Source organism: Paracidovorax citrulli (genome assembly GCF_900100305.1).
Classification (GTDB): domain Bacteria; phylum Pseudomonadota; class Gammaproteobacteria; order Burkholderiales; family Burkholderiaceae_C; genus Paracidovorax; species Paracidovorax citrulli.
In genome coordinates, this window is record NZ_FNEY01000001.1 from 113,141 (window position 1) to 133,348 (window position 20,208).

General features: G+C 69.0%; 22 protein-coding genes. 17 read left to right on the top strand and 5 right to left on the bottom strand.

The window, feature by feature from the left end; genetic code table 11:
• Positions 1-17: 17 nt before the first annotated feature.
• From glyS to BLR99_RS00545, 6 genes are all read left to right on the top strand, one after another.
• On the top strand, positions 18-2,144 hold the full coding sequence (glyS, locus tag BLR99_RS00520; RefSeq protein ID WP_048857661.1) for a glycine--tRNA ligase subunit beta: 2,127 nt from the start codon (positions 18-20) through the stop codon (positions 2,142-2,144).
• A gap of 6 nt (positions 2,145-2,150) precedes the next feature.
• Positions 2,151-2,807: a hypothetical protein gene (locus BLR99_RS00525; protein WP_048857660.1), complete on the top strand. Its 657-nt coding sequence runs from the start codon at positions 2,151-2,153 to the stop codon at positions 2,805-2,807.
• Positions 2,808-2,815: 8 nt separating this feature from the next.
• Positions 2,816-3,367: a D-glycero-alpha-D-manno-heptose-1,7-bisphosphate 7-phosphatase gene (locus tag BLR99_RS00530; RefSeq protein WP_011797190.1), complete on the top strand. Its 552-nt coding sequence runs from the start codon at positions 2,816-2,818 to the stop codon at positions 3,365-3,367.
• Between the two features lie 82 nt (positions 3,368-3,449).
• Complete coding sequence (locus BLR99_RS00535) at positions 3,450-4,205, top strand: lysophospholipid acyltransferase family protein (RefSeq protein WP_011797189.1); 756 nt, start codon at positions 3,450-3,452, stop codon at positions 4,203-4,205.
• Positions 4,205-5,116 (top strand): M48 family metallopeptidase, encoded by a 912-nt coding sequence (locus BLR99_RS00540; RefSeq protein ID WP_011797188.1) that lies wholly within the window; start codon positions 4,205-4,207, stop codon positions 5,114-5,116. Before BLR99_RS00535 ends, BLR99_RS00540 begins: the two co-directional genes overlap by 1 nt.
• A gap of 46 nt (positions 5,117-5,162) precedes the next feature.
• Positions 5,163-5,606 carry a rhodanese-like domain-containing protein gene (locus BLR99_RS00545; protein ID WP_046059819.1) on the top strand — a complete coding sequence of 148 codons (444 nt, stop codon included), beginning with the start codon at positions 5,163-5,165 and terminating at the stop codon, positions 5,604-5,606.
• A 6-nt stretch (positions 5,607-5,612) separates the two neighbouring features.
• Here BLR99_RS00545 and BLR99_RS00550 read toward each other — a convergent pair whose 3' ends face one another.
• A complete protein-coding gene (locus BLR99_RS00550) occupies positions 5,613-6,251 on the bottom strand; it encodes an FMN-binding negative transcriptional regulator (RefSeq protein ID WP_074686537.1) in 639 nt (212 codons plus the stop codon).
• Between the two features lie 157 nt (positions 6,252-6,408).
• Positions 6,409-6,900 carry a peptidoglycan-binding protein LysM gene (gene lysM / locus BLR99_RS00555; RefSeq protein WP_011797185.1) on the bottom strand — a complete coding sequence of 164 codons (492 nt, stop codon included), beginning with the start codon at positions 6,898-6,900 and terminating at the stop codon, positions 6,409-6,411.
• Positions 6,901-7,085: 185 nt separating this feature from the next.
• Between lysM and BLR99_RS00560 the strand changes: the two genes are divergently transcribed.
• Positions 7,086-7,850, top strand: a complete 765-nt coding sequence (locus BLR99_RS00560) for a type III pantothenate kinase (RefSeq protein WP_011797184.1) — start codon at positions 7,086-7,088, stop codon at positions 7,848-7,850.
• Here BLR99_RS00560 and BLR99_RS00565 read toward each other — a convergent pair.
• Positions 7,847-8,623, bottom strand: a complete 777-nt coding sequence (locus tag BLR99_RS00565) for a hypothetical protein (protein WP_011797183.1) — start codon at positions 8,621-8,623, stop codon at positions 7,847-7,849. The two genes, BLR99_RS00560 and BLR99_RS00565, sit on opposite strands and share 4 nt — an antisense overlap.
• A 38-nt stretch (positions 8,624-8,661) precedes the next feature.
• A complete protein-coding gene (locus tag BLR99_RS00570; RefSeq protein ID WP_074686539.1) occupies positions 8,662-9,327 on the bottom strand; it encodes a TetR/AcrR family transcriptional regulator in 666 nt (221 codons plus the stop codon).
• A 269-nt stretch (positions 9,328-9,596) separates the two neighbouring features.
• On the opposite strand from BLR99_RS00570, the gene rfbB reads away from it, so the two are divergent.
• Genes rfbB through rfbC form a run of 4 tightly spaced genes read left to right on the top strand, consistent with a single transcriptional unit; the run spans position 9,597 to position 13,066 of the window.
• The gene (gene rfbB / locus BLR99_RS00575; protein WP_017438118.1) at positions 9,597-10,682 is read left to right on the top strand and encodes a dTDP-glucose 4,6-dehydratase; all 1,086 of its coding nucleotides are present in this window, start codon (positions 9,597-9,599) and stop codon (positions 10,680-10,682) included.
• Positions 10,679-11,569 carry a dTDP-4-dehydrorhamnose reductase gene (gene rfbD, locus BLR99_RS00580; RefSeq protein WP_017438119.1) on the top strand — a complete coding sequence of 297 codons (891 nt, stop codon included), beginning with the start codon at positions 10,679-10,681 and terminating at the stop codon, positions 11,567-11,569. Before rfbB ends, rfbD begins: the two co-directional genes overlap by 4 nt.
• A gap of 26 nt (positions 11,570-11,595) precedes the next feature.
• The gene (gene rfbA, locus BLR99_RS00585; RefSeq protein ID WP_011797179.1) at positions 11,596-12,471 is read left to right on the top strand and encodes a glucose-1-phosphate thymidylyltransferase RfbA; all 876 of its coding nucleotides are present in this window, start codon (positions 11,596-11,598) and stop codon (positions 12,469-12,471) included.
• Positions 12,472-12,520: 49 nt separating this feature from the next.
• A complete protein-coding gene (gene rfbC / locus BLR99_RS00590; RefSeq protein ID WP_017438120.1) occupies positions 12,521-13,066 on the top strand; it encodes a dTDP-4-dehydrorhamnose 3,5-epimerase in 546 nt (181 codons plus the stop codon).
• Positions 13,067-13,085: 19 nt separating this feature from the next.
• Here the strand turns inward: rfbC and BLR99_RS00595 are convergent, their stop codons facing one another.
• Entirely contained in the window at positions 13,086-14,990 is a 1,905-nt protein-coding gene (locus BLR99_RS00595) for a hypothetical protein (protein WP_063366165.1), read from the bottom strand.
• Positions 14,991-15,145: 155 nt separating this feature from the next.
• Between BLR99_RS00595 and gspE the strand changes: the two genes are divergently transcribed.
• Genes gspE through BLR99_RS00625 form a run of 6 tightly spaced genes read left to right on the top strand, consistent with a single transcriptional unit; the run spans position 15,146 to position 20,193 of the window.
• On the top strand, positions 15,146-16,882 hold the full coding sequence (gene gspE / locus BLR99_RS00600; protein ID WP_011797175.1) for a type II secretion system ATPase GspE: 1,737 nt from the start codon (positions 15,146-15,148) through the stop codon (positions 16,880-16,882).
• Positions 16,875-18,158 (top strand): type II secretion system F family protein, encoded by a 1,284-nt coding sequence (locus BLR99_RS00605; RefSeq protein WP_011797174.1) that lies wholly within the window; start codon positions 16,875-16,877, stop codon positions 18,156-18,158. Before gspE ends, BLR99_RS00605 begins: the two co-directional genes overlap by 8 nt.
• A 28-nt stretch (positions 18,159-18,186) precedes the next feature.
• Entirely contained in the window at positions 18,187-18,642 is a 456-nt protein-coding gene (gspG, locus tag BLR99_RS00610) for a type II secretion system major pseudopilin GspG (protein WP_074686674.1), read from the top strand.
• 26 nt (positions 18,643-18,668) lie between these two features.
• Positions 18,669-19,115: a GspH/FimT family pseudopilin gene (locus BLR99_RS00615; protein ID WP_011797172.1), complete on the top strand. Its 447-nt coding sequence runs from the start codon at positions 18,669-18,671 to the stop codon at positions 19,113-19,115.
• Entirely contained in the window at positions 19,112-19,519 is a 408-nt protein-coding gene (locus tag BLR99_RS00620; RefSeq protein ID WP_011797171.1) for a PulJ/GspJ family protein, read from the top strand. The genes BLR99_RS00615 and BLR99_RS00620 overlap by 4 nt, the downstream gene beginning before the upstream one ends.
• Positions 19,519-20,193, top strand: a complete 675-nt coding sequence (locus BLR99_RS00625; RefSeq protein WP_074686541.1) for a prepilin-type N-terminal cleavage/methylation domain-containing protein — start codon at positions 19,519-19,521, stop codon at positions 20,191-20,193. The genes BLR99_RS00620 and BLR99_RS00625 overlap by 1 nt, the downstream gene beginning before the upstream one ends.
• The last annotated feature ends 15 nt before the right edge of the window (positions 20,194-20,208 follow it).

The following is a 20,208-nucleotide window of genomic DNA, read 5'->3' on the forward strand; positions in this document are numbered from 1 at the left end:
GACCGAGAGACACCACCATGACCCATCCGAATCTTCTCGTTGAACTGTTCGTCGAAGAGCTGCCCCCGAAGGCCCTGCAGAAGCTCGGCGACGCCTTCGCCGGCGTGCTGCTCGCGCAACTGCAGGCCCAGGGCCTCGCCTCCGCCGCATCGCGCGTGACGGCCTATGCCTCGCCCCGGCGCCTGGCCGCCCACATCACCGAGGTCGCGCCCCAGGCGGCCGACAAGGCCGTCTCTCAGAAGCTCATGCCCGTCACGGTGGGCCTGGACGCGTCCGGCAATGCCACGCCCGCGCTGCTCAAGAAGCTCGCCGCCCTGGGCGCCGACGCTTCCGCCGTGCCCGGCCTGCGCCGCGCGCCCGACGGCAAGGCGGAGGCCCTGTTCCTGGACAGCACCGTGCGCGGCGCGACCCTGTCCGAAGGGCTGCAGAAGGCCCTGCAGGAATCCGTGGCGAAACTGCCCATTCCCAAGGTGATGCGCTACCAGCTCTCCTCGGGCTGCGAACAGCCGGGCTGGACCAGCGTGAGTTTCGTGCGCCCCGCGCACGGCCTCGTGGCGCTGCATGGCACCGAGGTGCTGCTGTCCGTCTCGGTGCTGGGCCTCACGGCCGGCAATGCCACCCACGGCCACCGCTTCGAGGCGGCCGTGGACCCGGTGGTCATCCGCAGCGCCGACACCTACGCGCAGCAACTGGCCGAGGAGGGCGCCGTCATCGCCGCCTTCGCAGATCGCCGCGCCGAGATCGCCCGCCAGCTGCAGGCCGCTGCCGAGCAGGTGGGTGGCGGCGTGCGCCCCATCCAGGACGACGCGCTGCTCGACGAGGTGACGGCCCTGGTCGAGCGCCCGAATGTGCTGGTGTGCGAATTCGAGAAGCAGTTCCTCGACGTGCCGCAGGAATGCCTCATCCTCACGATGAAGGCCAACCAGAAGTACTTCCCGCTGCTCGATGCCGAAGGCCGTCTGACGCACCGCTTCCTCGTGGTGAGCAACATCCGCCCCGACGACGCGAGCGCCGTGGTCGGCGGCAACGAGCGCGTGGTCCGCCCGCGCCTGGCCGATGCCAAGTTCTTCTTCGACCAGGACCGCAAGAAGACGCTCGAATCCCGCGTAGCCTCGCTGGCCAAGGTGGTGTACCACAACCAATTGGGCACCCAGGGCGAGCGCGTGGAGCGCGTGCGCGCCATCGCCCGGGCCATCGCCCAGCAGATCGGCGACGTGGAACTGGCCCGCCAGGCCGACCAGGCCGCGCAACTCGCCAAGGCCGACCTCGTCACCGACATGGTGGGCGAATTCCCCGAACTGCAGGGCACCATGGGCCGCTACTATGCCCAGGCCGACGGCCTGCCCGCCGAAGTGGCCGATGCCATCGAAGACCACTACAAGCCCCGCTTCGCGGGCGACACGCTGCCGCGCGGCGACGTGGGCGTGGTGGTGGCGCTGGCCGACAAGCTCGAAACCCTGGTCGGCATGTTCGGCATCGGCAACCTGCCCACGGGCGACCGCGACCCGTTCGCGCTGCGCCGCCACGCGCTGGGCGTGATCCGCATGCTGGTCGAGAAGGAACTCCCGCTCGACCTGGAAACCCTGCTGCACAGCGCATTGCCCGCCTTCGGGGACAAGATCCAGGACCCCACCGCGCCGCTGGCCGACTTCATCTACGACCGCCTCGCCGGCAGCCTGCGCGAGCAGGGCTACAGCGCCCAGGAAGTCGATGCCGTCCTGGCCCTGCGCCCCCAGCGCCTCGCCCTCGTCGGCAAGCAGCTGGCCGCCGTGCGTGCCTTCGCGGCGCTGCCCGAGGCCCCGGCGCTCGCCGCGGCCAACAAGCGCGTCACCAACATCCTCAAGAAGGCCGGCGACGTGGATGCGCACGTCAATCCCGACCTGCTGCGCGAGCAGGCCGAAAAGGATCTGTATGCGGCGCTGCAGCGTTTCGTGCCCGAGGCCGACGCGCTCTTCGCCGCGGGCGACTACACGGGCAGCCTGCAGACCCTGGCCGTGCTGCGCGCGCCCGTGGACGCGTTCTTCGACGACGTGATGGTCAACGCCGAGGAACTGGACCTGCGCCTGAACCGCCAGGGCCTGCTGCAGAGCCTGCACGTGGCGATGAACCGCGTGGCCGATCTCTCCCGCCTGGCCGTGGCCTGAGCCTGCATGGTCGAGCCAGCCATGCCCGTGCGCGGCGCTGCCGATGGCGCGACCCGCACCGCGTGGCTGCTGTTCACGCCGCCCGCGGCGCTCGTCGGGCTGCGCTGGCTGCTGCAATGGCACGACGACCGCTGGCCCGGGCCGGTCGTCTGGGCGCTGGCGCCGTTCGACGGCACGCGGGAGCCCGGCGCAGGCCTGGCCTTTCTCGGCATGGGGGCCGCGGCCGTGGCCGTCGCCGGGGTGCTGCTGCGCTGGGCTGCGCGCCGATGGGGCCGGCCCGCCGCCCGGAACGCCGCCCTCGGTGCGTGGGTGCTGGCCTGCGCCGGAGGCGCCATGGCCCTGGCGCTGAGGCACTGGGACGCCAGGCTGCTGAAGCCCCTGCCGGATGCCGGCGTGGTCGTGGCGGGCAGCCGGCCGCAGCCGGCCAGCCTGCGCGGACCGGGCGGAACGCAGGTCATGCTGCGCTGGCAGCCGGAGACCGGCGGCGATGCAGCCCCCCTGCTGAGGCAGGCCACCTTGCCCGATGACCCCGCCGCTGCCTGGAAACCGGGGCAGGTGGTGCGTCTGCGGTGGGCACGGGGGCGGTTCGGCGGCCTCTACGTCACCGGCTGGGACGCGCCGCCGACCGGCGGCACAGCGCCCGGCGGGCCGCATCTTCCATAATCGCGCGCATGAAACTCGCCATTCTCGACCGCGACGGCACGCTCAATGCGTCCGGCGAGGAATTCATCTCCATGCCAGAGGAATGGGTGCCCATGCCGGGCGTGCCCGAGGCCGTGGCGCGCCTCACCCACGCGGGATGGCGCCTGGCCGTGGCCACCAACCAGCCCGGCCTGGGCCGCGGCCTCTTCGACGTGCTGGCGCTCAATGCCATCCACGCGCGCATGCACCGGGTGCTGGCCGCCGCCGGCGGCCGCATCGAGGCGGTGTTCTACTGCCCCCACGCGCCCGACGAGGGGTGTGCCTGCCGCAAGCCGGCGCCGGGGCTGATGGAGCAGATCCGCGAGCGGTACGGCGTGGAGGGCGGCGAGATCCTCGTGGTGGGCAACTGCCCGGAGCACCTGTGGGCCGGGACCGCCATCGGCGCACGGCTCCATGCGGTGGGCGATCCGCCCGAGGGCAGCCGTCCCTGGCCGCCCGGCGTGCAACGCCATGCCAGCCTCGCGGATTTCGCGGACCAGCTCCTGGCCGCGGGCGAGCGCCCTCCGCCGGCCGGCGACTGACACGTACCTGCGGCGTTGCGCACCGAACCGTACCCTGCCGCCGCTCCCGCTGAATTTTCCTTTCCTTCCTCCCGTCCATCGCATGGCCTTCATCCGCTCCGTTCTCCATCTGCTCTGGATGGCCCTCACCGTGGTGCCCTACACCCTCGCCATCCTCGTGGCCCGGCTGTTCGGCGCGCCCACGCGCGTGCGCTACCGCATCGCGCGTGCCTGGCTCAAGCTCAGCACCGACGCGGCCCGGGTGATCATGGGCATACGCACCCGCATCACCGGCATGGAACACCTGCCGCAGGACCCGGGGCAGGGCGTGGTGCTGCTGGTCAAGCACCAGTCCACCTACGAAACCTTCCTGATGCCGGCGATCATGCCGCGCCCCCTGGCCTACGTGTTCAAGAAGGAACTGCTGCAGATTCCCTTCTTCGGCTGGTCCATCGGCAGCCTGGACATGATCCACATCGACCGCGCCCAGCGGGCGCGCGCCTTCGTCAAGGTGCTGCAGCAGGGCCGTGCGCTCCTGGCCCGCGGTACCTGGGTCATCATGTTTCCCGAGGGCACGCGCATCGACCGCGGCCAGAAGGGCGACTACAAGAGCGGCGGCACACGCCTCGCCATCGAGGCCGGCGTGCCCGTGGTGCCGGTGGCCGTGACTTCGGCCAAGGTCTGGCCACGCAAGGCCTTCGTCAAGCGCCCCGGCACCGTGGATGTCTCCATCGGCCGCCCCATTTCCCCCATCGGGCGCAAGCCCGACGAACTCATGGCCGAGGTCGAAGCCTGGATCGAAGGCGAGATGCGGCGCCTGGATCCGGACGCCTACGGAGCCTCCGGCACGGACCGGTGATGCAGCGCCTGGTGCAGCTCGCACTGGATTTCTTCGGCGGGGACGGTGGTGCCGCTCCGCCGGTCCCGCCGCGCGGCATCCTCCCCGACGCCGCGCCGCGGAGCGTGGCCGGTCCGGATGCGCCGGGCGGAGGCGGCAACGTGCTGCGCGGGCCCGTGGAATTCCGCCACCCCCGGGCGAACCGCGAACTGCTGCTGGGCGACGTGCTGGTCGCCTACGCGCTGCAGCGGTCCCGCCGGCGCACCATCGGCTTCACCGTGGGCGCGGACGGGCTGTCCGTGCGCGCGCCCGGATGGGTCTCGCTCGCCAACGTGGATGCGTCCGTGCGGGAGAAATCCGCCTGGATCCTGCGCAAGCTCGGCGAGGCCCGGGAGCGCCAGCGGCGCCAGGCAGATGCGCGCATCGCCTGGGGCGACGGTGCCGTGCTGCCCTACATGGGCGAGCCGGTCGCCATCGTGCTGGACCCGGCGCACGGCTTCCGGGGGCAGGGCGGCGCGCTGGTGCCCGGTCCGGACGGTGCCCTGCGCCTCCACGTCGGCCTGCCCCGTGCGGCCACGCCCGTGCAGGTGCGCGATGCCGTGCAGGCCTGGCTCATGCGCGATGCGCGCCGCCATTTCACGGCCCGGCTGGACCATTTCGCCCCGCTCCTGGGTGTGCAATGGCGCACGCTGCGGCTGTCGAGCGCCCACACCCGGTGGGGCAGCGCGCGTGCCGATGGATCCATCCGGCTGAACTGGCGCCTGCTGCACTACCGGCCCGCCATCATCGACTACGTAGTCGCCCACGAACTCTCGCACCTGCGCCACATGGACCACAGCCCCCGCTTCTGGGACACGGTGGCGACCGTGGTGCCCGACTACGCCGCGCTGCGCGACCGGCTGCGCGACGATCCCGCGCCGCAGTGGGATTGAACGCACCGCATTGCCTCGGCCCGACCGGCTGGCACAGAATGCGGGCATGACCACTTCCTCTCCTTCCTCTTCTTCCCCCGCCGCCGAAGTGCTTCCTGCCGAAGGCTACGCCGGCGATGTCTCTCCCCAGACCGCATGGCAGTGGGTGCAGGGTGGCCGGGCCGTGCTGGTGGACGTGCGCACCGATGCGGAGCGCGACTGGGTGGGTTTCGTGCCGGGAGCCGTGGCCATTCCCTGGAAGGTCTATCCGGGCATGGCACTGAATCCTGGTTTCGACGAAGCCCTGCGTGCCGCCGTGCCTCCGGGCGGTCAGGCCGTGATGCTGTGCCGCAGCGGGGTGCGCTCCGTAGCGGCGGCCCGCCGCGCGACCGAACTGGGGCTCACCGCCTACAACATCCTCGAAGGCTTCGAAGGCGATGCGGATGCCGACGGGCACCGCAACCGCACGGGCGGCTGGCGCCTGCGCGGCCTGCCCTGGCGCCAGGGCTGATTCCTCTCAGAACGGACCGCGCACGGGCGATGCCTGCCGCATGGCATCCGCCAGCGCCTCCTGCCCGCGTTCGCGCAGCGCCTGCACCGCACCGGCGAAATCGCGGTCGTCGCGGTTCTGGCTGAGCTTGCGCTTGCCTTCCATCCGGGTGATGGCGATCTCGATGCCCACGATCTGCTGCACCATCGCATCCAGGTAGTCCGCGGGCGCATCACCCATTTTCCAGGGCCGCTCCATGGCGGCTTCATGCCTGCGCGTCAGCCGCGCGACCACCCCGCGCACGAATGCGCCATCGTCGCGCACGGTCATGCGGCCATGGACGTGGACGGCTTCGTTCCATGTGGGCACGTGCCGGTGGTGCTCGGCCTTGCCGGGATACCACTGGGGCGAGATGTACCCCTCGGCGCCGCGGAACACCACCAGCACCTCGCTCCCGTCCGCCACCTCCGTCCATACCGGATTGGCGCGGGCCACGTGGCCCGCCAGCGTGCCGAGCGGCCCCTTGCCGGCATCCAGCAGGAACGGAAGGTGGTTGGCATCCAGGCCCCGCGCCCCCTGGGTGACCAGCATCCCCAGCGGATGGCTTTCGATGAGGCGGTGCTGTTCGGAGGTCCGGGGTTCGGCGAAGGCGGCGGGCAGGTACATGGTCGGAGGAGGGGCTGGTGGGCGGCTGCCGGCACCCGCCGGCCTGCCCGTGAATGTGCCCCCATCGGGGGCACTATGGAACCGGTCACTTGGGCCTACTTCACGCAGACCCTCGGGAAGTGGCCATCACCGCTGCGTGTTCCGGCCGGAATGCGCGTTACAGCGGCGGAATGCGCAGCTTCTGGCCCGGATAGATCTTGTCCGGATGCGTCAGCATGGGCTGGTTGGCCTCGAAGATGCGCGGGTACTTGTTGGCATCGCCGTAGTACTTCTTGGCAATCGCCGACAGCGTGTCGCCGCGCACCACGTCGTGGTATTGCGCTTCCGCCTCGGGCGCCTGCACGGCCATCTGGTTGTCCACGCTCGTCACGCCGGACACATTGCCGCAGCACAGCGTGACCTTTTCCTTGGCGGCCTGGGTCGGCGCCTCGCCTTGCACGGTCACCTTGCCCTCCGGGCCCGCGAACGTCACCCGCACATCGCGCACGCCCAGGTTCTGGGAGGCGATGTACGTCTCGATCGCCTTGCCGGCGGTGGCGTTGAGTTCGTCCTGGCTCGGTGCGGCGGGCGCAGCGGCTGGCGCGGCATGCGCCTCCTTGCCCCCGAACAGCTTTTCCCCGGCTTCCTTGACGAAGCTGAAAAGTCCCATGGCATTGCTCCTTTTTATGAGTGAAAGAACGGCCGGCGGGCTGCCGGCCCGGAACACTTTAGCGCCTGGGGGCGCGCCCGACCTGTCGGACATCGGCCCGAGCCCGGCCGTGGATCCAGGCAGGGCGCAACCGCGGTGTGCCGCACGGAACAGCCGCGTTTGTAAAACTCGTGATAATCCGCCGCATGACTTTTCTGGCCATCGACGTCGGCAACACCCGCCTGAAATGGGCGATGTATGACGCTCCCAAGCCGGGCGCCGCCGTGCTGGCCCACGGCGCCGAATTCCTCGACCACATCGAGCGCCTCGCTGACAGCGCCTGGGCAGGGCTGCCCGCGCCCACGCGCATGCTCGGCTGCGTGGTGGCCGGCGATGCCGTGCGCCGGCGCGTCATGGAGCAGATGGAATGGTGGGACGTGCCCTCCCACTGGGTGGTGCCTTCCGCCGAGGAGGCGGGGCTCGTCAATGGCTACGACCATCCCACGCGCCTGGGTTCGGACCGCTGGGTGGCCATGATCGGCGCGCGCCACCGGCTGCTGCGGCAGGGCCCGGCCCGGCCCCTGGTGGTGGTGATGGTCGGAACGGCGGTGACCGTGGAAGCCATCGATGCCGAAGGCCGCTTCCTCGGAGGCCTCATCCTGCCGGGGCACGGCATCATGCTGCGGGCCCTGGAATCCGGCACCGCGGGGCTGCACGTTCCCACCGGCGAAGTGAAGCTGTTCCCCACCAACACCAGCGATGCGCTCACCAGCGGCGGCACCTACGCCATCGCCGGCGCCGTCGAGCGCATGGTGCAGCATGTCATCCAGCACTGCGGCGAAGAGCCCGCGTGCATGATGACCGGGGGGGCAGGCTGGAAAATGGCGCCCAGCATGACCCGGCCGTTCGATCTCATCGAAAACCTGATCTTCGAGGGATTGCTCGCCATCGCGGCGGAGCGGTTCCGCTAGCCTTCGGCGAGTTCCAGCCGCGCCAGTTCCACGGCCAGCCGCTCCGCCGCGTCGGCGGCCTCGGCGCCTGCCGCCTCCTCGTAGAGCTTGGCGGCCAGGTCCTCGTGCTTCGCTCCGTCCAGCATCAGGAGCGCATTGGCATGCTCGATGCGTCCGATCACGGAGTGGGGGTTCAGGGCGAAGGATTCGGCGAAGAGGCGCAGGCTTTCCTCCCGGCGCGCGCCGTGGGTGATGCTGCCCACCATCTCCCCGACCTTGTCGATGACTTCGGCGTGGAACACGGCCAGTGCCAGCCGCGCATCGGCGTGGCGGTCGCTCAGCGCGATCGTGCGGTCGAGAGCCGTCCGCACCTGGCGCGTGAGGCCGAGCGCCAGCGCTTTCGCCACGCTGATGCCCTGGCTGTACCGCCCCAGGGCATACGCATGCCAGAACCAGGCATTCGGATTGTCGGGCTCCGCATCCGCCTGGGCCCGCGCACGCTGCGCCGCTTCGCCGAGCAACTCGAGCCGGCGGCTTTCGCTGGGCTCCAGGTAGATCGCGTAAACGATCGTAGCCTTGTTCGCGGCGGTAACGCCCGCTCCGCCGGCCGCCAGCCCGACCCGCGCGGCTTCCTCGAACCTTCCGCAGTGGAACAGCGTCCAGGCCTCGAGCGCCGCGGGCTCCCGGGGTACGGGCTCCGCATCGCCCTGGTGCAGCCGCTCCCATCCGCGCAGCACGTCGCCGGTCGTGAAGGCGTACTCGCCGCCATAGGGGAAGGGGGTCCAGGATGGCATGGCGTGTCCTGCGTTCGTCCGGAAGAAAGGCGGCCGCATCATGCGGCATCGGCCGGTGCGTGGCTGTCGTCCAAAGCCTGGAGATGCAGGCGCTGGCCGTCGGCGAGGTAGGGCCCCAGCAGTCCCAGCACATGCTGGGCCCCGCGCAGCAGCATGCTCCGTGCATTGGAGGGCTCCAGCGCGTGCCGCGGATCGCGGACGTACTCGAAGCTCAACCAGTACGTGACGGCCACCATGAGATTGTCGGCCACGGTATCGAGTTCCCGCGGTCCGAACCGCAGCGAGCCCGCCTGCTCCATGCCCCGCAGCATGGCACGCACGGCGCCGGCCTTGCGCGCCAGCAGCTCCCGGAAATGCGTCTCCACATGCCGGTTGCGCGACATCAGGTCGTTGAGGTCCCGGTAGAGGAACCGGTACTGCCAGATGCGCTCGAGCACCGCATGCAGCAGCAGCCGGGCATCCTCCACGTCGCGCACCCCGGGGGCGGACTCCAGCAGCTCGGACAGCTCCGCTTCATAGCGCGCGTAGAGCGCCGTGACCAGCTCGTCCTTGGTCGGATAGTGGTAGTACAGGTTGCCCGGGCTGATGCGCAACTCCGCCGAGATGGCCGTGGTGGACACATTGGGTTCCCCGAAGCGGTTGAACAGCTCCAGCGTTGTCTCCAGGATGCGCTCCGCGGTACGCCGCGGCGCTTTCTTTGCCATCGGTGCCTCCCTTGTGCCTTGGGCGGGGGATAGTTGTCGCGTGCTCTTGCCGGTCCGCGCGCGGCGGACCCGGTCCATGTTCCCCGCTCCCTTGCCGGTCCACTCTACCCTGCCACAGCCTCCGCGTCCTGTTGCAGTGCATCATGCGGGGTCTTGCGAAGGGCCATCCTCCGCCCTGCAGCCGTCATCGTGCGCTTCGTTACGGTCGTTTGTAACGCGATGGGATAATCCCGCGTTCGGCCGCAAGGCGTCTTTGCTCAAAACGATCCATGATTCTGGTCACCGGCGGCGCGGGTTTCATCGGCGCCAACTTCGTCCTCGACTGGCTGGCCTGCGGCGATGAGCCCGTCGTCAACCTCGACAAGCTCACCTACGCAGGCAATCTGCAGAACCTCGCTTCGCTGCAAGGCGATGCGCGCCACCTGTTCGTCCAGGGCGACATCGGCGACCGGGAGCTGCTCACCCGGCTGCTGGCCGGGCACCGGCCGCGGGCCGTCGTGAATTTCGCGGCCGAATCGCATGTGGACCGTTCCATCCATGGCCCGGAAGACTTCATCCAGACCAACGTGGTCGGCACCTTCCGCCTGCTCGAAGCCGTCCGCGAGTACTGGCAGTCCCTGTCCGGGGACGAGCGCGCCGCGTTCCGGTTCCTGCACGTCTCTACCGACGAGGTTTACGGAACCCTGGCGCCCGAGGCCCCTGCCTTCGCCGAAACCCATCCCTACGAGCCCAACAGCCCGTACTCCGCCAGCAAGGCCGCCAGCGACCACCTCGTCCGGGCCTGGCACCACACCTACGGCCTGCCGGTGCTGACCACCAACTGCAGCAACAACTACGGCCCCTTCCACTTTCCCGAGAAGCTGATCCCCCTGATGATCGTCAACGCGCTGGCCGGCAAGCCGCTGCCCGTGTATGGCGACGGCATGCAGATCCGCGACTGGCTCTATGTGCGCGACCACTGCAGCGCCATCCGCCGCGTGCTGCAGGCCGGCCAGCCCGGCGAGACCTACAACGTCGGTGGCTGGAACGAAAAGCCCAACATCGAAATCGTGAAGACCATCTGCACTCTGCTCGACGAACTGCGTCCGCGTGCCGATGGCGAGCGCTATGAAAGCCAGATCGCCTACGTGAAGGACCGCCCGGGCCACGACCGCCGCTATGCCATCGATGCCCGCAAGATCGAGCGCGAACTCGGATGGAAGCCCGCCGAGACCTTCGAGACCGGCATCCGCAAGACCGTGGAGTGGTACCTCGCGCATGGCGAATGGGTGGATGCCGTGACCAGCGGCGCCTACCGCGAGTGGATCGACCGCCAGTACCGCAAGCCCGCCGTGCAGGACGCCGCCACCGCATGAACGTCCTTCTCTTCGGCAAGGGCGGGCAGGTCGGCTGGGAACTGCAGCGCAGCCTGTCCGTCCTGGGCACGGTCACGGCCCTCGATTTCGACAGCACTTCGCACTGCGGGGATTTCTCCCGGCCCCATGACATCGCCGGCACCGTGCGCGCCCTGCGGCCCGATGTCATCGTCAATGCCGCGGCCCACACCGCGGTGGACAAGGCCGAAAGCGAGCCGGATCTGGCCCGCACCCTCAACGCGACCACGCCGGGCGTGCTGGCCGAGGAAGCCGCCCGCCTGGGGGCATGGCTGGTGCACTACAGCACCGACTACGTGTTCGACGGCAGCGGCTCCCGTCCCTGGACGGAGGACGACGTTCCTGCGCCGCTGTCGGTCTATGGCCGCACCAAGCTCGAAGGCGAGCAACGGATCCGGGCGAGCGGCGCGCGGCACCTCATCCTGCGCACGAGCTGGGTCTATGGCGCCCGCGGCGGGAATTTCGCCAAAACCATGCTGCGGCTGGCGCAGGAGCGCGAGCGGCTGACCGTCATCGACGACCAGTGGGGCGCGCCCACGGGCGCCGACCTGCTGGCCGACGCCACGGCCCACGCGATCCGCCACCTGCAGCAGCGGCCCGCCGACGCCGGTCTCTACCACCTGGTGGCCGCGGGGGAAACCCATTGGCATGCCTATGCCTGCTACGTGTTCGAGCAGGCGCAGCGCATCCAGCCTGCGCTGAAGATCGCCGCGCGCGACGTGGCCGCCGTACCGACCAGCGCGTTCCCCACGCCCGCCGTCCGGCCGCACAACTCCCGGCTCGATACGCGCAGGTTCCAGTCCACCTTCGGCCTGGCCCTGCCGCACTGGCAGGCGGGCATCGCTCGGATGCTCGCGGAAATCCTCTGAAACCCCAAAAACTTCCTGCATACAGCATGACCGCACGCAAGGGCATCATCCTCGCCGGGGGATCGGGCACACGTCTGCACCCCGCCACGCTCGCCATCAGCAAGCAACTGCTTCCGGTGTACGACAAGCCGATGATCTACTACCCGCTCAGCACCCTGATGCTGGCTGGCATCCGCGACATCCTCATCATCAGCACGCCGCAGGACACGCCACGGTTCGAGCAACTGCTGGGCGATGGCAGCCAGTGGGGCATCCGCCTGAGCTATGCCGTGCAGCCCAGCCCCGACGGCCTGGCGCAGGCCTTCCTCATCGGGGAGAAATTCCTGGATGGCCAGCCCAGTGCGCTCGTGCTGGGCGACAACATCTTCCACGGCCACGATTTCGAGGATCTCCTGCGCAGCGCCATGGGGCGCCAGGAGGGGGCCAGCGTGTTCGCCTACCACGTGCAGGATCCCGAACGCTACGGTGTGGCCGAGTTCGACGCCACCGGCAAGGTCCTGTCGATCGAGGAAAAGCCCAAGGTCCCGAAGTCCAGCTACGCCGTCACGGGCCTCTACTTCTACGACCAGCACGTGGTCGAGCGCGCCGCCGGCCTGAAACCCTCCGCGCGCGGCGAGCTGGAAATCACCGACCTCAACCGCGTCTACCTCGAGCGCGAGTCCCTGCACGTCGAGATCATGGGCCGCGGCTACGCCTGGCTCGATACCGGGACGCACGAAAGCCTGCTCGAAGCCGGGCAGTTCATCGCGACCCTGGAGCACCGGCAGGGGCTCAAGATCGCCTGTCCGGAGGAGATCGCCTGGCGGCATCGCCTCATCGACGACGACCAGCTCGAGCGCCTCGCCAGGCCGCTCGCCAAGAGCGGCTACGGTGCCTACCTCCTCAGGTTGCTGGCCGGTTGATCGTCACCCATATCGCTTCCTGACCGCGCCATCGATCCAACGCTTTCCCATGAACGTCCTTCCCACGCGCATCCCCGACGTCGTCGTCCTCGAACCCAAAGTGTTCGGCGACGCACGCGGTTTTTTCTTCGAGAGCTTCAACCAGCGCGCCTTCGACGAAGCCACCGGCAGCCGCCACGCCTTCGTGCAGGACAACCACAGCCGCAGCGCGCGCGGCGTCCTGCGCGGCCTGCACTACCAGATCCGCCAGCCCCAGGGGAAGCTGGTGCGGGTCGTGCGCGGCACCGTCTTCGACGTCGCCGTGGACCTGCGCAGGAGTTCGCCCACCTTCGGGCAATGGGTCGGCGAGGAACTGAGCGAGGAGAACCAGCGCCAGATGTGGGTGCCCCCGGGCTTCGCCCACGGATTCGTCGTGCTCAGCGAGAGCGCGGACTTCCTCTACAAGACCACCGACTACTACGCGCCCGAGCACGAGCGCTGCATCGCCTGGAACGACCCGGAGCTCGGCATCGACTGGCGGTTCGCCGGGGAGCCCAGCCTGTCCGCCAAGGACGCGAAAGGCGCGGCCCTGCGCGAGGCGGAAGTCTTCCCCTGAGCGGTTCCCTCCGGCCCGCTCATGGCCGGACTGCGGGTGCGAGCGCCCCGCGCACGGCCTCGTACAGCCGGTCCGAGGCGAACTGCCGGTTGTCCGGGTCGAAGGAAAAGATGTTGTGCCCGCGCGGCACCAATTCGCCATTCCAGCGCGGCTCCAGGAAGAAGGACAGGAACTCCGCTCCGCGCGCCGCATGGGCCTGCAAGACGCGCCGCATCTCCGCGGCATCCATGGCCTTGAGCGGATGGAATTCGGTGACTCCGTAATGGGCGGTGGCGCTGGCGGCGAGCCAGTCGAAATAGGGCCGGCCGTAGGTCGGCTCCCCGTACAGGCTCACGCCCAGCCGGATGCCGGTCTGTGCAGGACGCAGCGAGTCCTGGATCGCGAACTTGTTCGCATCCCAGCCGGGATTGGTGAACGGGATGATCTGGTGGGTATAGCGCGGCACGCCGGAAAGGCAGGACCGCTCCAAGAGGCCGTCGAAGTACCGCAGGTAGTCCACGACCTGGCGGGCGCGGAATGCATGCCACAGCGGGACCAGCGGGTTGTAGTAATACGACGATGCCTGCGCGGGAAAGTCGATGTGCGCCTGCACCCGGGCATCCGGTGGCGGGACCGCGGCTGGAAGTGCGCGCTGCGGCATCGGCTGCGGAGTGGACTGCGAGCGGTCCATGATGGCGATGTCGCGCGTTCCCAGGTGCGTCAGCTGGCCGGGCCGGGCTTCCAGGAAAATGTCCAGCCGGTGCATGCCGGGCGGGAGCCGCCTGAAATCCAGGTCCAGGCGCCAGCCGGTGTTCGCGTCGCCGAATTCCGGCTTGGCCGCGAGCACGTCCTGCCGTCCCCAGTGCACGGTGGTCTGTCCCACCCGTTCGCCATTGCGGTACACATGCACGCGGGCAGGACGCTCCGGCGTGCTGCCCGGCACGTAGGCCCAGCCGGCCACCGGCAGCGTGCCCTGGGCGAATCCATCGATGTGCTCCGTGAAGCGGCGCAGGGGCTCCGACCGGATGTCGCGCGACGGGGGAGCCACCTCGTCGAACGAGGCATAGTCGGCGCCGACCGCGCGGTTGAACTGCGCGATGTCCCGGAATTCCGCGCGCAGGTAGCCGCGGAAGCCCTCGACGGATGCCGGGCTGTAATCGGTGATCCGGTAGGTGCCGCCGAATCCCATCCCGGCCTGAAAATTCGGAAACAAATGGTGCAGCTCGCCCAGGAGCGTGATGCCGCGGATCTTCGCGCGGTCTTTCCCGGGAAGCCGGCATGCCGCGTCCACCACGGCCCGGACCGCTTCGGCCCTGCGCTCGGTCAGTGCATTGCGCATGGTGGCGAAGGACCAGTTGAAGACCTTCGAATCGTAGTAGTCGTCCATGCCCAGCGGGCCGTCGCGCGTCCATCCCATGTTCGATGGATCGGCCGCCAGGACCGACTCGATGGGGGCCTCGGATGAAAAGTGCGTCGAGAACAGGTACAGGATGGCCGGGCGCGGGGTGTCCCGGAGGGTCCGCACCAGGCGGTCCACGATCGCCTGGTCGATCCGCCAGCCGCCGTCCTGCGTCCGCTCGAACAGCTTGAGCAAAGGTACCGGCAGCGTGTAGCCCAGGTCAACGGAGGCGGCCGCATGCGGCTCGAGCTGCAACGTCCGCAAAGTGGATTCCACCAGCGCAGCCGCCGAACCCTGGGCGCCGCGGCACTGCTCCTGCATGCCGGCCAACGCACCGGGCAGGGCGGGCTGGCCCCAGATGCAGGGTTCCAGCACGCCGATCATCGGCGCCAGCAGCATGCGCTCTCCATGCGGGGAGTGCGGCGCGGGTGCCAGCCGGTGCAGGAGATGGACGCCCGCGGCACCCGCCAGAAGCACGGCGGCGGCGGATACGGCCATCGCGGCGCGCGGCAGGATCGATCGGGGGTGGCGGGGGGAAGACTGCATGCGTTGGCGGGGTGGGCGGGTGGCTTGCGACTGTAAGCCAAGCGGCAAGGTCCATGCGGGCGACGCAACCTGGCCGGCTACACTTGAGGGCTTCGATCCCGGCCGCCCTGCATTGCCGGGATCGGCCCCGCTTCCAGGGCGATGTCCTCACGTTCATGACCACCACCATCCTTCCCGACCGTACAGAGCCGACCGCCGATGCCGTCGCCGTGCAGCAACCCCTGCTGGGCGAGTTGCTGGTCCAGTCGGGCAAGCTGAGTGCGCGGGACCTCGAGCGCGCTCTCTCGGCGCAGCAGGAAATGGGCGGGCTGCTGGGCCGCGTGCTCGTGCGGCTCGGCCTGGTGTCCGAAACCGACGTGATCCAGGCGCTCTCGCGCCAGTTGGGCATCCCGCTCATCTCCGCCAATGACTTTCCCGACCTGATGCCGGAGGTGGAAGGCCTGCTGCCGGAGTTCCTTCAGGCCAACAGCGTGTATCCGCTGTCCGTCGAAGACGGCAGGCTGCACGTGGCCATGGCGGTGCCTCAGGACGCTTTCGTCGTGAAGGCGCTGCATCTGGCGACCGGCCTGTCCGTGGTGCCGCGCCTGGCGCTCGAAAGCGATATCGAGAAGGCGCTCGCCGAACCGGTGGAACAGGCGGGCGAGGAAGAGGGCGACGACGGATTCGGCGACGGAGCCGATGGGGGCGACTTCGTCGAGCACCTCAAGGACCTCGCCAGCGAGGCACCCGTCATCCGCCTGGTCAATGCCATCATCGGCCGCGTCATCGACCTGCGCGCTTCGGACATCCACCTGGAGCCCTTCGACGACGGCCTGCACGTACGCTATCGCGTGGATGGCGTCATCCAGCTCGGCGAACTGGTGCCCCCGCGCCTGAGCGCCGCAGTCAGCTCGCGCGTCAAGCTGCTGGCCCATCTGGACATCGCGGAACGGCGCCTGCCCCAGGACGGGCGCATCAAGACGCGGGTCAAGGGGCGCGAGCTGGATCTGCGCGTTTCCACCGTGCCCACCGTGCACGGGGAGAGCGTGGTCATGCGGGTGCTGGACCGCGCGAGCGTGCGCCTGCAACTGGAGACGATGGGGTTCGAGAAGGACACGCTCGAGCGCTTCAACATGCTGCTGGCCAAGCCGCACGGCATCCTGCTGGTGACCGGCCCGACCGGCTCCGGCAAGACCACCACGCTGTATGCGGCGCTGTCCAAGATCGATGCGGAATCCAACAAGATCATCACCGTGGAAGACCCGGTGGAATACCAATTGGAAGGCATCAACCAGATCCAGGTCCATCCGCAGATCAACCTGACCTTCGCCAACGCGCTGCGCTCCATCCTGCGCCAGGATCCGGACATCATCATGATCGGTGAAATGCGGGACGGCGAGACCGCGCAGATCGCCGTGCAGTCCGCCCTCACGGGCCACCTGGTGCTGTCCACCCTGCACACGAACACGGCCGCAGGCGCGGTCATCCGGATGAAGGACATGGGCGTGGAGGGGTACCTGATCACGTCTTCCGTCAATGGCGTGCTGGCCCAGCGGCTCGTGCGCACGCTGTGCAGCCACTGCAAGGAGCCCTACGAACCGGGCGACGAGGTCCGGCGCACCACGGGGCTGCACCGTTTCAGCACGTTCGGTCAGGCGATCTACCGCGCCGTCGGCTGCGAGCACTGCCGCGGCTCCGGCTATCGGGGGCGCACGGGCATCCATGAGCTGTTCGTCCTGGACGAGCCCATGCGCCGCGCGATCATCGACGGCAAGGACGCCAATGCCCTCAACACGCTCGCGGCGCAGGGCGGCATGCTCAACCTCTACGAGGACGGCCTGCGCAAGGTGGCGGCCGGCATGACCACGCTGGACGAACTGAGCCGCGTGACGCAGGACCAGGGCGATGCCTGACTACGCGTGGCGCGCCGTCGCCGCATCCGGCAAGGTCGTCGAAGGCCGGCAGACCGCGCCGAGCGAGGCGCAGGTGCTCAAGCAATTGCGCGAGCAGGGCCTCACGCCCCTGGGCATCAGCGATGCCGCGGGGGCGCCTCCGGTCGCCGCGGCCTCCGAGCGCGGCGCGGGCAAAGGCGTCGCCGCAACCGCCGCTGCCGCCGGCGTGGTTCCTGCGCCCCGCGGGCGCGGCAGCAAGGGCCCCGTCAAGCAGGCGGACGTGCTCGCCCTCACGTCGGAACTCTCCATCATGCTGCGCGCCGGCCTGGCGCTCGACAACGCCCTGCGCGTGCTCATCGACATGAGCCACAAGCCCAGCATGGCCACGCTGCTCCAGGGTGTGCTGGACGCGGTCAAGGGCGGCACGCCACTCAGCCGGGCACTCGCGCAGCACCGGGACCTGTTCGGCGACTTCTACATCAACATGATCCGCTCGGGCGAGGCGAGCGGCCAGATGTCCGCCGTGCTCGAGCGACTCGTCGCCCACATGGAGCGCCAGCGCGCCCTGCGAGACAGCGTCATCTCGGCCACCATCTACCCGGCCATCCTGCTGGGTGTCGCGGTGCTGTCGCTGATCGCCATGCTGGGCTTCGTCGTGCCGCAGTTCGAGAAACTTTTCACCGATATGGGCGACGCGCTTCCCTTGCCGACCCAGATGGTGATGGCCCTGGGCCATGCCTTCACCCGCTACGGCCTCCTGATCGGCATCGCGGCGCTGGGGCTCGGGCTGCTCGTGCGCCGCTGGGTCACGTCCCCGGCCGGCCGCATGTGGTGGCAGTCGCGCCTTCTGAAAATGCCCCTCATGGGGCCGCTGGCCCTCAAGTACCAACTGACACTGTTCTCCCGCTCCCTGGGCACGCTGCTCGGCAACGGAGTACCGATGCTCACGGCCCTGCACATCGCCACCGAGACGGTGAACAACACCGTGCTCCAGCAGTCGCTCTCCAAGGTGGCTCCCATCGTGAAGGAGGGTGGCAAGGTGGTGCAGGCCATCACCGCCACCGGCATCTTCGAGCCCATCGCGATCAACCTGATCCGCGTGGGGGAAGAGACGGGGCGCATCGGCCAGATGATGCTCGAGCTGTCCAACATATTGAACCGCGAGGTCGAAACCGGTATCAAACGCCTTCTCACCCTGGTCGAGCCCGTGCTGATCCTGGTGCTGGGCGTGCTGATCGCCGCCATCATCGTCTCCATCCTTCTCGGTATCCTGTCCATCAATGACCTCGCCGTATAATTTTCGTTTGTCCAAGGAGTCCTTTTCCATGGCGCACACCCTTGCCCGCCGCTCCTGTGGCACGCCCATGCAACGCAAATCCTCGCGCGGCTTCACCCTCATCGAACTGCTGGTCGTGCTGGCCATCCTGACGCTGCTGGCAGGCCTGGTCGGCCCTCGCGTGCTGGGCCAGCTCGGCGGCGCCAAGGCCAAGACGGCCGGCGTGCAGATCGCCGACCTGGACAAGTCGCTGGAGCTCTTCAAGCTCGACGTCGGCCGCTATCCCACCACGGAAGAAGGCCTGAATGCCCTCGTCAATCGCCCCGGTTCCGTGAACGGATGGGCCGGTCCCTACCTCAAGGGCGGCGTTCCGACGGACCCGTGGGGCCATCCGTACCGCTACGCCAATCCCGGTCCCAACGGCGGCATCGAGATCCTCTCGCTGGGCTCGGACGGCGCACCGGGCGGTGAAGGCGAAGCGGCCGACATCCGCAACAAGCCCTGACGTTTCCGGTTTCCTGCCGTTTGGCCATGCGGCGCGAGCGCGGCTTCACGCTGGTTGAGTTGCTGGTCGTCTTCGCCATCATGGCGCTCGTGGTGGGCCTTGCGCCCTTCGCATTCGAGCGCCTGCGCGAAGCCTCGTCCTACCGCGACGCCGTCCGCACCATGTCCAGCCAGATGCGCTCGGCCCGCTTCCAGGCCATGGCCGAAGGGCGTGAAGTGCTCTTTTCGGTCGATCTCCGCAACCGTCTCTACGGGGTGGATGCTGCCTTGAAGCCTTTGCCCGAGCCGCTGCAGATGCGGGCCATCGTGGCCCGCTCGGAACTGGATCCGCAAAGCCGGGCATCCATCCGCTTCCTGCCCAGTGGAGGCGCCACGGGCGGCAGCATCGAGATCCTCCGGGCGCCCGGCGTAGGCACGCGCCTGCGGGTGGACTGGCTTTCCGGCCGGGTGACGCAAGAGGCGCTGACCCGATGACCGGGCGCAGGCATCGCGGCCAGCAGGGGCTCACCCTGCTGGAGTTGCTGGTGGCGTTCGCCATCATGGCGCTCGCCCTGGGCATGCTCTATCGCGCCATGGGCGGCTCGGCCCGCAGCGTCGCGGACGTGGACCGCTACCAGCGTGCCGTGGTGCTGGCCCAGTCGCTCCTGGCCCTGCGCGATGCCGTGCCGGAGCAGGGCTGGAACCAGTCCGGCGAATCGGCCGGGTACCAGTGGCGCATCGCCAGCGCACCCTATCCCACCGACGTCAAAGGGCCGACCATTCCTCCTTTGCACGAGGTGATGATCGTCATCTCCTGGTCGGACGGGACCCGCACCCGCACTTTTGAACTCAGTACCCTGCGCCCGCAGCGCAGGCTGCCGGAACCGGGACGCGGCTGATGGGACGGGTCCGCCGAAACCGCGAGCGGGAAACGGGGTTCACCCTCGTGGAACTGCTCGTCGTGATCTCCCTGCTGTCGCTGGTCATGCTGGCCATGGCCTCCGCCCTGCGCACCACCGCGCAGACGGAAGAGCGCGTGGATGCCCGCCTGCGCAAGGTGGACGACCTGCGGACCATCGACGGTTTCCTGCGTTCGGTGCTCGGACGGATATCCCTGCGCAAACGGCCGGGGATCACCAATGTCAATGAAAACGCATACTATTTCTTCGGGGGGCCGCAGGAAATGGTGTGGGTGGGCATCATGCCCGCCCGGTATGGCGTGGGGGGGCGCTTCTTCCTGCGATTGGGCCTGGAGGACGGACCTGCCGGCCAGTCGCTCGTACTCCGATACCTTCCCTTCGTGGATTCGCCCGCCTTGCCGGACTGGGGACGGGCCGAGACCTACGTGCTGGTGTCCGCCGTGAGCGGATTTGAACTCCGCTATGAGGACGCGGCGCCGGAGCCTCCGCAATGGGGTGCCCCCTGGACGATCACCGACCGCCTTCCCCAGCGGGTATCGGTACAGATCCGCACCGCCACCGATGCCTGGCCGGAAATCGTGGTGCCCATGCGGGCGCTGCCGAACAGCGATCCTTCCATCGGTGGCGCCACGTTCGGAGGCAGCAGCCGATGAGAGCGCCTGTCCACT

Coding starts and splice junctions, on each gene's coding strand:
- BLR99_RS00525 (WP_048857660.1), top strand. CDS start 2,151: ATGGTCGAGCCAGCCATGCCCGTGCGCGGCGCTGCCGATGGCGCGACC.
- BLR99_RS00620 (WP_011797171.1), top strand. CDS start 19,112: ATGACCGGGCGCAGGCATCGCGGCCAGCAGGGGCTCACCCTGCTGGAG.
- BLR99_RS00550 (WP_074686537.1), bottom strand. CDS start 6,251: ATGTACCTGCCCGCCGCCTTCGCCGAACCCCGGACCTCCGAACAGCAC.
- gspE (WP_011797175.1), top strand. CDS start 15,146: ATGACCACCACCATCCTTCCCGACCGTACAGAGCCGACCGCCGATGCC.
- glyS (WP_048857661.1), top strand. CDS start 18: ATGACCCATCCGAATCTTCTCGTTGAACTGTTCGTCGAAGAGCTGCCC.
- lysM (WP_011797185.1), bottom strand. CDS start 6,900: ATGGGACTTTTCAGCTTCGTCAAGGAAGCCGGGGAAAAGCTGTTCGGG.
- BLR99_RS00560 (WP_011797184.1), top strand. CDS start 7,086: ATGACTTTTCTGGCCATCGACGTCGGCAACACCCGCCTGAAATGGGCG.
- gspG (WP_074686674.1), top strand. CDS start 18,187: ATGGCGCACACCCTTGCCCGCCGCTCCTGTGGCACGCCCATGCAACGC.
- rfbB (WP_017438118.1), top strand. CDS start 9,597: ATGATTCTGGTCACCGGCGGCGCGGGTTTCATCGGCGCCAACTTCGTC.
- BLR99_RS00570 (WP_074686539.1), bottom strand. CDS start 9,327: ATGGCAAAGAAAGCGCCGCGGCGTACCGCGGAGCGCATCCTGGAGACA.
- rfbA (WP_011797179.1), top strand. CDS start 11,596: ATGACCGCACGCAAGGGCATCATCCTCGCCGGGGGATCGGGCACACGT.
- BLR99_RS00615 (WP_011797172.1), top strand. CDS start 18,669: ATGCGGCGCGAGCGCGGCTTCACGCTGGTTGAGTTGCTGGTCGTCTTC.
- rfbC (WP_017438120.1), top strand. CDS start 12,521: ATGAACGTCCTTCCCACGCGCATCCCCGACGTCGTCGTCCTCGAACCC.
- BLR99_RS00565 (WP_011797183.1), bottom strand. CDS start 8,623: ATGCCATCCTGGACCCCCTTCCCCTATGGCGGCGAGTACGCCTTCACG.
- BLR99_RS00530 (WP_011797190.1), top strand. CDS start 2,816: ATGAAACTCGCCATTCTCGACCGCGACGGCACGCTCAATGCGTCCGGC.
- rfbD (WP_017438119.1), top strand. CDS start 10,679: ATGAACGTCCTTCTCTTCGGCAAGGGCGGGCAGGTCGGCTGGGAACTG.
- BLR99_RS00540 (WP_011797188.1), top strand. CDS start 4,205: ATGCAGCGCCTGGTGCAGCTCGCACTGGATTTCTTCGGCGGGGACGGT.
- BLR99_RS00625 (WP_074686541.1), top strand. CDS start 19,519: ATGGGACGGGTCCGCCGAAACCGCGAGCGGGAAACGGGGTTCACCCTC.
- BLR99_RS00595 (WP_063366165.1), bottom strand. CDS start 14,990: ATGCAGTCTTCCCCCCGCCACCCCCGATCGATCCTGCCGCGCGCCGCG.
- BLR99_RS00535 (WP_011797189.1), top strand. CDS start 3,450: ATGGCCTTCATCCGCTCCGTTCTCCATCTGCTCTGGATGGCCCTCACC.
- BLR99_RS00545 (WP_046059819.1), top strand. CDS start 5,163: ATGACCACTTCCTCTCCTTCCTCTTCTTCCCCCGCCGCCGAAGTGCTT.
- BLR99_RS00605 (WP_011797174.1), top strand. CDS start 16,875: ATGCCTGACTACGCGTGGCGCGCCGTCGCCGCATCCGGCAAGGTCGTC.